At 69.8% G+C, this 13823-nt stretch carries 10 protein-coding genes; 4 read left to right on the top strand and 6 right to left on the bottom strand.

Annotated elements, in window-relative coordinates; genetic code table 11:
- Window positions 1–206: 206 nt before the first annotated feature.
- Both LJE69_RS14030 and LJE69_RS14025 read right to left on the bottom strand, forming a co-directional pair.
- Entirely contained in the window at window positions 207–1184 is a 978-nt protein-coding gene (locus LJE69_RS14030) for a YihY/virulence factor BrkB family protein (protein WP_296926085.1), read from the bottom strand.
- A 427-nt stretch (window positions 1185–1611) separates the two neighbouring features.
- On the bottom strand, window positions 1612–5073 hold the full coding sequence (locus LJE69_RS14025) for an efflux RND transporter permease subunit (protein WP_296926083.1): 3462 nt from the start codon (window positions 5071–5073) through the stop codon (window positions 1612–1614).
- Window positions 5074–5198: 125 nt separating this feature from the next.
- Here LJE69_RS14025 and LJE69_RS14020 point away from each other — a divergent pair, with 125 nt between their 5' ends.
- Window positions 5199–5828, top strand: coding sequence for a bifunctional 2-polyprenyl-6-hydroxyphenol methylase/3-demethylubiquinol 3-O-methyltransferase UbiG (locus LJE69_RS14020; protein WP_296926081.1), 630 nt, complete (start codon window positions 5199–5201; stop codon window positions 5826–5828).
- A 145-nt stretch (window positions 5829–5973) separates the two neighbouring features.
- Here LJE69_RS14020 and LJE69_RS14015 read toward each other — a convergent pair whose 3' ends face one another.
- Both LJE69_RS14015 and LJE69_RS14010 read right to left on the bottom strand, forming a co-directional pair.
- Complete coding sequence (locus LJE69_RS14015; RefSeq protein WP_296926079.1) at window positions 5974–7344, bottom strand: efflux RND transporter periplasmic adaptor subunit; 1371 nt, start codon at window positions 7342–7344, stop codon at window positions 5974–5976.
- A gap of 831 nt (window positions 7345–8175) precedes the next feature.
- Entirely contained in the window at window positions 8176–8937 is a 762-nt protein-coding gene (locus LJE69_RS14010; protein ID WP_296926077.1) for a TSUP family transporter, read from the bottom strand.
- Here LJE69_RS14010 and LJE69_RS14005 point away from each other — a divergent pair.
- A complete protein-coding gene (locus LJE69_RS14005) occupies window positions 8936–9634 on the top strand; it encodes an HAD hydrolase-like protein (RefSeq protein WP_296926075.1) in 699 nt (232 codons plus the stop codon). The two genes, LJE69_RS14010 and LJE69_RS14005, sit on opposite strands and share 2 nt — an antisense overlap.
- Before the next feature lie 110 nt (window positions 9635–9744).
- Here LJE69_RS14005 and LJE69_RS14000 read toward each other — a convergent pair whose 3' ends face one another.
- Both LJE69_RS14000 and LJE69_RS13995 read right to left on the bottom strand, forming a co-directional pair.
- Window positions 9745–10002 (bottom strand): hypothetical protein, encoded by a 258-nt coding sequence (locus LJE69_RS14000; protein WP_296926073.1) that lies wholly within the window; start codon window positions 10000–10002, stop codon window positions 9745–9747.
- A 14-nt stretch (window positions 10003–10016) separates the two neighbouring features.
- Window positions 10017–10934: a VOC family protein gene (locus tag LJE69_RS13995; protein ID WP_296926072.1), complete on the bottom strand. Its 918-nt coding sequence runs from the start codon at window positions 10932–10934 to the stop codon at window positions 10017–10019.
- Between the two features lie 186 nt (window positions 10935–11120).
- Between LJE69_RS13995 and LJE69_RS13990 the strand changes: the two genes are divergently transcribed.
- Window positions 11121–12074 (top strand): ADP-ribosylglycohydrolase family protein, encoded by a 954-nt coding sequence (locus LJE69_RS13990; RefSeq protein ID WP_296926114.1) that lies wholly within the window; start codon window positions 11121–11123, stop codon window positions 12072–12074.
- A gap of 155 nt (window positions 12075–12229) precedes the next feature.
- On the top strand, window positions 12230–13823 hold a 1594-nt coding region (locus tag LJE69_RS13985), incomplete at its 3' end, for a diguanylate cyclase (protein ID WP_296926070.1).

Below are 13823 nucleotides of genomic sequence, written 5' to 3'. Positions count from 1 at the left end.
CTCGACCAGATTTTGTTGCCATTGCGTTAGCTGGCCAGCGGCTCGTGCCCGCCGGGGACGTGCGCGCGGAGAGCGGCGGGCCGGGCGTCGCGGGTGGGTGGGGCGCGCAGCGACTGGCGCTGTCGTGTGGCTCAAATCAACCGGCGTTGCGAACCAGCCTGCGTCAATGCACCCGTCGCGGTGCCATGCGCGTGGGTGCGTCAAGGTCAGTCGGTGGGCTCCCCCGGAAGATGGTCCGCCACCACGGCACCGCGATCGCCGCGCGGCCGGGGCTCGCCAATGGTGCTGTCGCGGCTGGTCTGGCGCTCCGATTCGGCGTTGATGCCGGCGCCGATGATCACGGCCGCCGCCGTGATGTATAGCCACAGCAGCAGCACGATGACGGCGCCAAGGGAGCCGTAGGTGGCGTTGTAGGAGCCGAAATACTGGACGTACGTGGAGAACAGCACGGAGGCGCCGATCCACAGCACGCCCGCCACGATCGAGCCCACCGGTAGCCAGCGCCAGCGCGCCTCGCGCCGTGACGGCCCGTAACGGTAGAGGATGCCCAGCGCCAGCAGGCCCACCAGCGCCAGCAATGGCCAGCGCAGCCAGTTGGCCAGTGTCGCCGGCAGGGTGCCCAGGCTCACCAGGTTGAGCACCACGGGCACCGCCACGGTCACGACCACGGCGGCGGCCAGCACCAGGATCAGGAAGATGGTGAGCCCGAAGGCGAGCAGGTTCAGCGCCAGCATGCCGCGCATTTCGTGCTCGTCATAGGCGATGTTGAGCGCGATGATCAGTGCCCTCGTGCCGCGGGTCGCGCCCCAGAAGGACAGCAGGATGGCGCCGATCAGCCCAAGCCCCAGCGCGCCCCCGGAGGTTTCTGCCGCACTCGTCAACTGCGCCGAGATCAGTCGGTACGCGTCCGCGGGCATGAGGTTGTGCAGGGCTTGGAACTGGGCCTGGATTTGCGTGGGGTCGAAGATCAGGCCGTAGGTGGTCACCAGGGCCGCTATCGCCGGAAACAGCCCGAGCAGGCTGTAGAAGCCGACCCCGGCGGCCACCAGGCCCAGGTTCTGCTGCTGATAGCGGTTCAGCACGCGGCCGAGGATGTGCCACCAGCCGGCGCGTGGGATTTCGATTGGGCTTTCCGCCTGGCGTCCGGCCGCCTCGCCGCCGCTCGGTGTCGGGTTTGTCTGCATTGGGCTGGCTCCCATTCGTTGGCGCGCGGTGTGGATGCGGCGTACCCGTGCTCGCCGACATGGGCGATGCGAGGCCGCATCCCGCAGGGATCTTGGCGATGGCTCTGCAAGAATCGGCCCGGTCCGTGCGGGGCGGCGGATGGCCGCGGCGGGCCCGCAAACCGCACCGCTGGACGGGATGGCAGCCAGGTTGGGCGGGGGATAGCGCCGAGCTGGTTGAGGGTGCCCGGTGGATATGCTCGGTGCTTGGCCGCCACCCGACGCGCGACGGCATTAGCCTGGCGGGGGAGACCATGAAAGTATTGCTCGCAACGCCAAAAACGAGCGGATCGTAGGTCGGGTTAGCGATAGCGTAACCCGACAATCAGCGGCTTACGGACGCCCACCGTCGGGTTACGCTGCGCTAACCCGACTACACCGAATACTTTCACAGTCTCGGGGGCTTGGGAGCGCTGTCCGGACTCCCGGCTGGCGGGACCGGTGCCGCCTCCACCGGTGCCGTGTCCCGCTGCCGCGGGCGCCTCATCTCGCCCTTGCGCCACAGCAGGTAGATGGCCGGCAATACGAACAGGCTGAGCAGTGGGGCGGTGATCATGCCGCCCACCATGGGCGCGACGATGGGCTTCATGACCTCTGAGCCGACGCCGCCCAGCAGCATGATGGGCAGCAGCCCGGCGAAGATGGTCGCCACGGTCATGGCCTTGGGGCGGATGCGCTGCACGGCGCCTTCCTCGATGGCTGCCTCGAGGTCGCGCGCGCAGTGCAGCCGGCCTGCCTCGCGCCGGTACTTGAGCGCGTTGTCCAGGTACACCAGCATCACGACCCCGAACTCCGCGGCGACGCCAGCCAGCGCAATGAAGCCCACCGCCACCGCCACCGACAGGTTGTAGCCGAGGAGATACACGAGCCAGAAACCGCCCACCAGCGCGAAGGGCAGCGACAGCATCACCAGCAGCGCCTCGGTGGTGTTGCGGAAGATGAGATAGAGCAGCAGGAAGATGATGGTCAGCGTCAGCGGGACCACTCGGGCGAGTCGCTCCTGCGCGCGGGCCATGTACTGGTACTGGCCGGACCAGGTGAGCGAATACCCGGGCGGCAGGCTCACTTGCTCGCGCACCCGTCGCTTGGCCTCGTCGATCCAACTGCCGAGGTCGCGGCCGCGAATGTCCACGAAGGTCCAGCCATTCAGGCGGGCGTTCTCGCTCTTCAGCATGGGCGCACCATCGGCGATGACCACATCCGCCACCTGCGCCAGCGGCACCTGAGCGCCGGTGGGCGTGACGATGGGCAGCTCGCGGAGCTTCTCGACGTCGTCGCGCTGCTCCCGCGGGAAGCGGATGTTGATGGGGTAGCGCTCCAGGCCCTCCACCGTCTGGCTGACGTTGATGCCGCCGATGGCGGCGGCCACCAGGGCGTTGATGTCGCTGATGTTGAGCCCGACCCGGGCGGCGGCGAGCCGGTTTGGGCGGATCTCCACATAGCGCCCGCCGGCGACGCGCTCGGAGAAGGCGGAGGCGGTGCCATCCACCTGGAGCACGGTGCGCTCCACGTCCTGGCCGATGCGCTCGATGACGTTGAGGTCGGGCCCCGCGATCTTCACCCCTACCGGGGTCTTGATGCCCGTGGCGAGCATGTCGATGCGGGTCTTGATGGGCATGACCCAGGCGTTGGTGACGCCCGGCAGGTCCACGGTGGTGTTTAACGCGTCGATGAGCTTGTCGAGGGTCATGCCGTCGCGCCATTCGCTCTCCGGCTTCAGTTGGATGACCGTCTCGATCATGGTCAGCGGCGCTGGGTCCGTGGCCGTGTCGGCGCGGCCGATCTTGCCGAGGACGCGCTCCACCTCCGGCACGCTCGCGATGAGCCGATCGGTCTGCTGCAGCAGTTCCTGCGCCTTGCCGATGGAGAGCCCCGGCAGGGTGGTGGGCATGTACATCAGGTCGCCTTCGTAGAGGTCCGGCATGAACTCCGAGCCCAGGCCCCGATCCCAGCCTGCCAGCACCGGCACGCCGTGGAAGGTCTCGCGCCAGAAGGCGTTGAGGCCCGCTTGCCAGCCGTCGATGATCGCGATGGGATCGCGCGGGTCGGGTCGAGCGCCGGGGAGGTCCGACGCCGGCGCTGCCTGTGCCGCCTCCGCCTGGCCTCCCGCGTCGGCCCGAACGACGCGGGCCGCGACCATGTCAGCCGCCTGGAAGGGCCACTTCAGCGGCGCGAGCAGGCCGCCGACGCCACCGAGTGGGATGGCGATGCTCCACACCAGCAGGATGGACAGCAGCACGGTGGTGCGCGGCAGCGCCAGCACCAGGCGCAGGAAGGGGCGGTACGCGGCCATCAGAACCCGGTTGAGCGGGTTCCTGGACTCCCCCGGGATGCGCCCGCGGACGAGGTAGCCCATGAGCACCGGCACCAGCGTCACGGCGAGGCCGGCGGCAGCGGCCATGGCATAGGTCTTGGTATAGGCGAGCGGGCTGAACAGGCGGCCCTCCTGCGCCTGCAGCGTGAACACCGGCAGGAAGCTCAGCGTGATGATGAGCAGACTGAAGAACAGCGCCGGGCCGACTTCCACGGCCGCGTCGCCGATGACTCGCCAGTGCACCTCGCCCCGCGGCCGTTGCCCGTGCACCGCATCAAAGCGCTCCAGGTGCTTGTGGGCGTTCTCGATCAGCACGATGGCCGCGTCCACCATGGCGCCGATGGCAATCGCGATGCCCCCCAGGGACATGATGTTGGCGTTGATGCCCTGGAGGTGCATGACGATGAAGGCCACCAGGATGCCGAGCGGCAGGCTCAGTACCACCACCAGCCCCGAGCGCAGGTGGAAAAGGAACACCAGGCACACCATCGCAACAACGACGAGCTCCTCGACGAGCTTGTACCCGAGGTTGTCGACGCTGTCGCGGATGAGCTGGGAGCGGTCGTAGGTCTCGACGATCTCGACGCCGTCCGGCAGGCTCGCCTTGAGCTCGTCCAGGCGCGCCTTCACCGCGTCGATGGTGGCCAGCGCATTCTCACCGGAGCGCATGACAATGATGCCACCGACGACTTCGCCATCGCCGTCGAGGTCCGCGATGCCGCGGCGCATCTCTGGGCCTACCTGCACCCGCGCCACGTCCCGCAGCAGCACCGGCGTGCCGTCCGGCGAGGTGCCGACGGGGATCAGCTCGATGTCCGCGGGCGAGCGCAGATAGCCGCGGGTGCGCACCATGTATTCGGCCTCCGCCAGCTCCAGCACCGAGCCCCCCACCTCCTGGTTGGCGTTGCGTACCGCGTCGATGAGCCGCTGCAACGGGATACTGTAGCTGCGCAGCTTTTCGGGGTCCGCGACGATCTGGTATTGGCGCACCATGCCGCCGACGGTGGCGACCTCGGCGACGCCGGGCACGGTCTGCAGCTCGAACTTCAGAAACCAGTTCTGCAGGCTGGTGAGCTGGGCCAGGTCATGGCTGCCGCTGCGGCCCACCAGCGCATAGCTGTAGACCCAGCCGACACCCGTGGCGTCCGGGCCGAGCCTGGGCTGCACGCCCTCGGGCAGGTCCGCCGCGGCCTGGCTCAGGTACTCCAGCACCCGCGAGCGCGCCCAGTACAGGTCGGTGCCTTCGTCGAAGATGACGTAGACATAGGAATCGCCGAAGTAGCTGTAGCCGCGCACGGCCTTGGCGCCGGGCACCGCCAGCATGGTGGTGGTGATGGGGTAGGTGACCTGCTCCTCCACCACCCGCGGCGACTGGCCCGGGAAGCGGGTCTTGATGATCACCTGCACGTCGGAGAGGTCCGGGATGGCGTCCAGCGGGGTCTGCTTGAGCGCCGCCAGGCCCCAACCCGCGAGCAGCACCGCCGCGACCAGCACCAGGAAGCGGTTGCGAATGGACCAGAGGATTACCTGGCGCATGACGTGGCACCTGCCTTCGGTGGATACTTCGCCCCCGCACCTGCGTGCGCCCTGCTCGCCGGTCGAGGACGGGGCGAGGTCGCCGCACTCGGAAACATCCGCGGAAGTACACACAGGAGGCGCCGATGACCTTCCGTTTGCATCTCCATCTGCCGCTGCGCAGCAAGCGCCCGTCGGTGAAGGGCTCCGGCGCGCCGTTGGACGCCGCCTACTACCAGGCCCTGCACGAGCACAGCCGGGGCTACCAGCGCAACAACTGGCTCGCGGACGACCCCGCGCTGCTGGCCGCCGAGGCCCGGAGCATCATCGAGCTGGGCTGCGGCAACGGGCGCTTCCTGGAGCGGGCGCTGGGGCACTTCGAGAAGGTCTGCGGCTGCGACTGGGCGCTGTCGCCGGTGCTGATGCGGACCCTGACCCGCCACCCCGAGCTGCGCTTTCTGCGGCTGAACCTGATCGAGGACGCGTTGCCCGGCGGTTTCGATCTCGCCTGCAGCGGCGACTTCCTTGAGCACCTGCCAACCGAGCAACTGGATGCGGTGCTGGCCAGGGTCGACGCCTGTGCGGGGAGTGCCTACCACAAGATCGCCTGCTTCGACGACGGTCACGCCCACCTGTCCATCCTGCCGCCGGAGGAGTGGCTTGCGCGCTTCCGTCGCATCGATCCGGCCTATGCGCTGCGCCTGGACGAGTCGCGGCGCCCGGACCAGCCGGTGGCCATCATCACCAAGGGCTTCACGACGCGGGATGGCGGTTGACGTGGCTTTGGGCGCAGGACGCTCGCGCGAGCTCGTGGTACGAAGGACCCGGTACGGCGTACCTGGGCGCATGCTTGTGCGATTGCGCGCCTCGTTGACCGCGCCATGCGCCCCGTACTGCGTACGCCGTACAGCGCATCCAGGTTCAATGCCCATGCGCATGTCCTCCGCCCATCTCGTGCCCTGAGGCAGTGGCCTTGGAGCCCGTTGCCCCCATCCGCATGAAGCTCGCCTGCAGGCTGGACTCGGAGTCGATCAGGAACTGACCCGAGACCACCACCTCGTCGCCGGGCTCGAGCCCCGAGAGGATTTCCACCTCGCTGCCGCGCGCCATCCCGGTCAGCACATCCACCGGTTGGAAGCGTCCATTCCCCAACGCCCGGATGACGCTGGTGCGCTCGCCGGTGGCGATGACGGCCTCCGTCGGTACCTTGAGGACATTGCGCTTGGGGCCGCCGTGGATGACCACGTCGGCGAACATGTTGGGCTTGAGCGCGCCGTCCAGGTTATCGAACACGAGCCGCACCTTGAGCGTGCGCGTGGTGGGGTCCAGCTCGGGATACAGGTAATCCACCTTGCCCGTCCACGTGCGCCCGGGCCGCGCCGGCACCGTGATGTCCGCCGTGAGTCCCTCGCGGAGCCAGTCGATCTGGTGCTCGTAGACGTCTACCAGCACCCACACGCGGCTGAGGTCCGCGATGCTGAACATCTCGCTCGACTCGGTGACGTACATGCCGTCGCGGGCCATCATCTTCGTGACCACGCCGTCGATGGGGGCGCGCACCGGGATGCGGTTGCGTGGCTCGCCGGTGCGCTCGATGTCCCGGATGACATCGTCCGGCACGTCCAGCAGCCTGAGAATATTGCGCGCCTTGTCCTCGCTCACCCGCCGCTGCGCGCCGCTGCGGTCCTGCGCCAGCAGAAAGTCCACCTGTGCGGAGAGAATGTCCGGCGCATAGAGTTCCGCGAGCTGCTGGCCGCGCTTGACGGGCTCACCCTCGGCGCGCAGCTCCAGGGTCTCGATCCAGCCGGGGGCGCGCGGGTGCACGTGGGCGAGCCGCGTCTCGTCGTAATCGATGCGGCCGACAGTCTCGATGCGCTTCCACAGGGTGCCCCGGCCAGCCTTGGCGGTGCGCACGCCCAGGGTCTGGATCACGGCTGGTGTCAGCGCCACGGCCGGGTGCGCCTCCACGGGGGCGTCGACCTGCGGCGGCTCGGGCTGCTTCTGCACCAGGTCCATGCCGCAGATGGGGCACTTGCCAGGCTCGTCCTGGACGATGTTCGGGTGCATGGGGCAGACGTAGGTGGGGTCCATGTGCTTGGCGGCGTGCTCCAGCGCCGTGTCGTCCATGACCGCCGCCAGATCCTCGCTCGGCCCCGCAGCACGGTCGCAGCCGGCTAGTGCAAGAGACAGCGCAAGAGTCAGTGCCAGTGCCGGGAGCGGCATGAGGCAGCGGGCTCGGGTGCAGGGTGCGCGGCGGCGGCGGGCGTGCCCGCGCCGGTGCTGATTCGACATCGTGCTTCTCCGTTGAAGGCCGCTACCGGGCGCGCGTCGGTGCGCCGCTCACGTTCGGGCCGGTTACCTTGCCAAAAGCTGCGGCGGTGAAGTGCCGCCGCGGGAATCAGCCGGAGAAGGGTCTGGGCGGCCGGAGCAGGACGTCCGGGGCGCGGGTGTGGAGTTGGGGGATGGTGTCGGCCGTCGGGTGCTCGCGGGCCGGGGGAGCCAGGCCAGGAGGGACATGGACTGCCAGCAGATTCCAGCCGGCGGCAACCGCGCTCAGGCTGCACTTGTGGCACGGCGCGCCGGACGGGAGATGCGTCTTCGATGTGGCGCTCTGGGGTGTGGCGCTCTGGGCGTCGGCTGCGGCCGGCGCGGGGGCGCCCGTGTGCGCGCAATGAGCCGTCACCGTCTGCGTCCCGCCAGCGTGCACGCAGCCGATCACATTGGCTGCGAAGAGCTGCAGGTTGAGCACCAGCACGCAGAGGACTGCGGCGATATGGCGGCGGCATCTTGGCATGGCCGCAATGTGCATCCGTTGGCGGTGCCGCGCAAGTAGCTGGTGTCGGGGCAGGCTGCGGGCGCAGGGTGCAAGGTCGGGCTAGTGCCCCGTTTCAGCTAATTTTGCCGAGCGCCAACCCGGGTGGGGCCGGAGCCGAGGAACCTGGTCGAAGTCTCTGCGCGCTGTCGTTGTCGTTGTCGTAATCGACTACCCGACCACGACCACGATTACGATCGCTGCTCGGACTGCGAGAGCGATGCTCATGGCTCGTCGGTCTGAGGCAGCGCCTCGCTAGTCGATGGGGGCGGTCGTGGCAATTTGCGGCGGGCCTTGGGCCGCTTGGAGGCTCAGGCAGGTGCAAATCGCTCCCATAGCAAATGCGCCGACACCGCCAGTGACGCCGCCACCAGCGCCGGGCGCACCAGCCGGGCGCCGTGGCTCAGCACCAGGTGGGCGCCGATCCAGCCACCGATGAACTGGCCGACGGCCATGGCCAGCGCCAGGGACCACACCACCTGTCCGCCGGCAATGAACGCCAGCAGCGCGGCCAGGTTGGTGGTGAAATTGAGCAGCTTGGTGTGCGCCGTCGCGCGCCTTAGGTTGTAGCCAAGCAGCGCAACGAAGCCGATGGCGAAGAAGGTGCCGGTGCCGGGGCCGAAGAAGCCATCGTAGAAGCCGACGCCGGTGGCCACCGTCAGCGCGAAGGCGGCATCGCCGATGCGCCGGCGCGAGCTGACGTCCGCCACGCGGGGCGAGAATAAAAAGTACAGTGCGAATACGATCAGCAGCACCGGCACCAGCCGTTCCAGCAGGTTGCTTTCCAGCACTTGCACGGCCACCGCGCCCGCGGCGGAACCGAGGAAGGCGCAGCCGACGGCCAGCCGCGCGGCGCGCAGGTCGATGGCGCCGGCGCGCAGAAAGCGCATCGTGGCGGCAAAGGAGCCGAACACCGCCTGTGCCTTGTTGGTGGCCAGCGCCTGCACGGGCGGCAGCCCGGCCCAGAGCAGCGCCGGCACGGTGATGAGTCCGCCGCCGCCGGCCATGGCATCGATGCAGCCGGCGACCAGCGCGATGGTGAACAACAACAGCACAAGCTCGAGCAGTTCCATGACGATGGCAGACCGGGGCAATCTGTTGACGCGGCATACGACGGCGGGCGCCCAGCGAGTGCCCTACCGGCTGGTGATCTTCGACTTCGACGGCACCCTCGCCGACAGCTTCCCGTGGTTCGCCGCGACGCTCAACGACGTCGCCGCGCGCTGGCGCTTCAAGTCCGTCGCGACGGACGAGGAGGAACTGCTGCGCGGCATGAGTGCCCGCGAGATCATGGTTCACCTCGGTGTGCCCGCCTGGAAGGCGCCGCTGGTGGCCGCGGACATGCGCCGGCGCATGAGCGCCGAGATTCACCACATCCGCCGCTTCGACGGCGCCGACCGCATGCTTTCACACCTGCATGCCGCCGGGATCACGCTCGGGCTCGCCACGTCCAACAGGGCGGACAACGTGCGCCGGGTGCTGGGCGCGCGCAACCTGCGGCTGTTCCGCTATCTGGAGACCGGTGCCACCATCCACGGCAAGGCCGCGCGGCTGGGGCGGGTGCTGCGGCGCGCCGGCGCACCGGCGGCGCGGGCGCTCTACATCGGCGACGAGATCCGCGACATCGAGGCGGCCCATGCCGCTGGCATTCAAGTCGGTTGCGTCGCCTGGGGCTACAACCGCCTGGAGGCCCTGCGCGCGGCCGGGCCGGACCTGGTGTTCGAGCGCATGGACGAGATCTGCAAGCGCCTGGTAGGCGTCGGGCATTAGCAGGCTGCGCCCGTGGGAGCGCCGTCCTCGGCGCGATGGGGCGCCCGCGGCAGCGTACGCCCCATCTGCCGGCGTCTGCGCGGCTGATCTGCGTGGGGCAGCGCCCGAGCTTAGAGCCAGCGTCCGAGGTTGACGCCGGTGTGAACCTTCACGGGCCCCAGGTCAACGCTTGGGCCGGCGATGCCGACGTTGGCGTAGATGCCGCCGCCGGCGCAGCCCGCGAGCGACAGGCACAGCAGCAGGGCGCCGGCGGCGAGCGACAGGCGTGGCAAGGTCCGGGCAAGCGCGGCTGCCGCAATGGACGCGGTCCGGCGTGGATGCGCAGGCGCATGCGAGCCGGTGGGTCGGGAAGTGATCGCGTGTGGCATGGTCTGTACTCCGCTCAGCGGTTGGCCGTGTGCCGCGCTGTCGTGTGCTCGGCCCAACTCGGCTCCCAGCTCTGCACCAGGAAGCCGGCGCCGGTGGGGTCGTTCAGGATGGCCACTTCGCCGCCAAGCGGGTTCTTCCGCGCCGGCAGCAGCACCTGGCCGCCGAGCCGCTCGGCGGCGGCGGCCGTCGCGGCGGGGTCGGCGACACGCACGTAGGCCATCCAGGTATCCTTGATGCCGCTCACGGGGTTCGGCAACACGCCCACCCGCGGCTGGCCCTGCGACTCAAGATACGTGTAGGCGTCTCGCTTTGCGCTGGCTTCCTGGTACGCCGGCAACAGGCGCCGGTAGAAGGCGATGGCCAGCCGCGGATCCGAGCTCCATAGCTCGTTCCACAGCCAGCCGCCGTTGGGGATCGGGCGGTCCGGCGGGTCGCCGTCGCGGGACTGGAGCAGCGTCAGTACCGCGCCCTGCGGGTCGCCCACCACGGCCACGCGGCCGCGCTCGGGGATCTCCACCGGCGCCTGGAAGACGTTGCCGCCGTTGTCGTGCACGGCGGCCACGGCCGCGTCCAGATCCGCCACCGACAGCACCGGAATCCAGCGCGAGACGTTTATGCCGCGGTTGATGCCGCGGCCGTCCACCATGCCGCCGATGGCGCGACCGGCGTGTGCGATGACCGTGTAGGTCTGCCCGCCGCCGATATCCACGTCGCGGAAGGTCCAGCCGAACAGACCGCCGTAGAAGCGCTTGGCGGCGGCGGGGTCCTCGCTGAGCAGGTCGTGCCAGACGATCTTGCCGGGCAGGCGGGTAGTGCTGCCGGCGGTGTCGATGGCCGGGATGCGCGCCGGGTCCACGGCGGCGCAGCCTGCCAGCACCAGCGCGGCGGCGGTGCAGGCGGCGATCAGGGTGTTGCGGGCGATGCGGTTCAAACCTGGGCTCCTTCGACTCGGGGCCGTTTGATCGGCGTTGCTGTGGGGGGGGAACGCCAACGGTCACCGGGCAGGCCGTCACCGCCGACGCGGCGTGTTGTACCAGCTTTGACGATCACTGTCATGGCGGGGGTCGCCGCGCTATGGTCGCCATTCAACGACGATCGGACAGTGGAAGATGCAGGCATGGGGAATACGGTGGATCGGCAGGCAACTGCCACGCGGGAGCGCTTTCGCGGCTGCCTGATGGGCCTCGCCGCCGGCGATGCGCTGGGCACGACGCTCGAGTTCAAGCCGCCGGGGAGCTTCCGGCCCATCGACGACATGGTGGGTGGTGGGCCGTTCCGCCTGGCACCGGGCGAGTGGACCGATGACACGTCGATGGCGCTGTGCCTGGCGGAGAGCGTGCTGGAGAACGGCGGCTTCGATGCCGCGGACCAGATGCGGCGCTACCTGCGCTGGCGCGACGCGGGCCGCCTCAGCAGCAATGGGCGCTGCTTCGACATCGGCAACACCGTGGGCGCGGCGCTGGCGCGCTTCGAGCACAGCGGCGACCCCTTCGCCGGCAGCGACCACCCGCGCAGCGCCGGCAACGGCAGCCTGATGCGGCTCGCGCCGGTGCCCATGCGCTGGGCGTCGGACCCTGCGGCTGCTATTAGATGGGCCGCGGACAGCTCCCGCACCACCCATGCCGCCCGGACCTGCATCGACGCCTGCCGCTACATGGCCGGGCTCATCGCCGGCGCGCTGGCGGGCGAGCCCAAGGAAGCCCTGCTCGCGCCCCGCTACAGCCCCGTGCCCGGCCTGTGGGACGATGCGCCGCTGTGCGCGGAGGTCGACGCCGTCGCCACCGGTAGCTTCCGTGCGAAGGCCCCGCCCGAGATCCGCGGCACCGGCTACGTAGTGGACGCGTTGGAAGCGGCGCTCTGGGCTTTCGCGGCCACCGACGGCTTCGAGCAGGGCGCGCTCGCCGCCGTCAATCTCGGCGACGACGCCGATACCACCGGCGCCATCTACGGTCAGCTCGCCGGCGCCCACTACGGTCTGGAGGCCATTCCCGCGCATTGGCGCCGGCGGCTGGCACTGTCGGACGCCATCCTCGACTTCGCCGACCGACTCTACGCCGCGGCCACTGCCTGACGCCGTGGGAGCGCTGTCCGCTGCGCGATTGGCAGCCCACGGCCGCCGCATCGCGCCGGGGACGGCGCTCCCACAGTTCCTATACTGAGATCAGTAAAACCACCATCTTCGTGGTGGCGCCGCCGCCGTTGTGCCGGCGGCTACGGGGACCCTGGATGTTCCACAACAGCCTGCACCGCTTCCGCCGCGGCTCACTTCGTCAGATCCGGCTGCCTGCACTGGTGTGGCTGCCGCTGGTGTCCGTGCTCGGCGCCGCACTGGGTGGCTGGTGGGGCATTTACCAGGCGCGCCAGCAGGCGCGCGAGCACGCGGTGGAGCAGTTGGCGCTCGCGCGGGTGCAGATCCGCGAGCTGCTGGACCGCTACGAGCTGTTTCCGGACATCGCGTCCTTCTGCCCCTGCGTGGCAGACGTGCTGGTGGACCCGGAAGACCCGGCGAACGTGCGCCGCGCGAACGGCCGGCTCGCGGACATCAGCAGACGCATCCGCGCGGACGTGTCTTACGTGCTGGACCGGCAGGGCACTGTCGTCGCCGCCAGCAACTGGGCCGAGACCGGCAGCTTCGTCGGCAAGAACTATGCGCGGCGGCCCTATTTCCGCGGTGCGCTCGACGGCGGCACCGGGCGCTTCGTCGGCATCGGGCTCACCTCCGGCACGCTGGGCTACTACCTGGCGCGGTCCGTGCGCCGCGCCGGCCGGGCGTTGGGCGTCATCGCCGTCAAGCTCCGGCTCGACGAGCTGGAGCATTCGCTTGCGGACGGCGCCTTCCACCGGCGTCGGCCCGGCTCCCTGGGCGCGCAGGTGCTGGTGGCGGACGCGGCGGGCGTCGTCTTCCTCAGCACCGAGCCCGCCTGGCGTTTCCACACACTGGCGCCATTGCCGGCGGACACGCGCGCGCAACTGGCACGCACCGGCGCCTATGGCACGGAAGTGCTGCCCCCGCTGCACGCCGAGACCGTCGCCACGCTCGGCCCGCACGCGCGGCTGCTGGCGCTGCCCGCGCGCGGACGCTTCGTCGCCGTCGCCGAGACCCTGCCGGACACGGACTGGCGGGTCATGGTGCTGGCGCCCGTCGCAGACTTCGTCCACATGGTCGGCCTGCACGCGCTGCTTGGGCTGCTGATCGGGATGCTCGCCGTGGCGCTGGTGCTGCTGCTGGTGTTCCGCGAGCTCTACCAGCGCCGGGTATTGGACGCGGCCATCCGCGACCCGCTCACCGGCCTCTACACGCGTATGTACATGAACGAGACGCTTCCGCGCCTGGTGGCGCGCCACAACACGGACCCGGACGCGGCCTTCGGCGTCGCCATCCTGGACGTGGACTTTTTCAAGCAGGTGAACGACCACCATGGCCACTTCGCCGGCGACCGGGTGCTGGCGGACCTCGGTGGCCTGATCCGCGCCCAGTGCGCGGACACGGACATCGCCGTGCGCCTGGGTGGCGAAGAGCTTGCGCTCTTTCACCCGCACAGCGCGCCGGGCGAGACCCTGCGCCTGGCCGAGCGGCTGCGCATCCTGGTGCAGCGGCACGCGGCGCGCTGGGAGCGCAGCGACATCGCCGTCACCATCAGCGGCGGCGTCGCCGAGCACCGCGTCGGCGAGACCCTGGTGCAGTTGCTTCAGCGCGCCGACCAAGCCCTCTATCAGGCCAAGCGCAATGGTCGCAACCGCATCATCGACGCCGATCCGCCCACCGACGGCGGCATGCCGCCGGGGCTCTGCTCGCAACTCGACGCGCCGGTGGCGAGTG

This window comes from Thiohalocapsa sp., assembly GCF_022340605.1.
Lineage (GTDB): Bacteria > Pseudomonadota > Gammaproteobacteria > Chromatiales > Chromatiaceae > Thiohalocapsa.
This window is presented reverse-complemented; position numbering and strand designations above follow the sequence as displayed.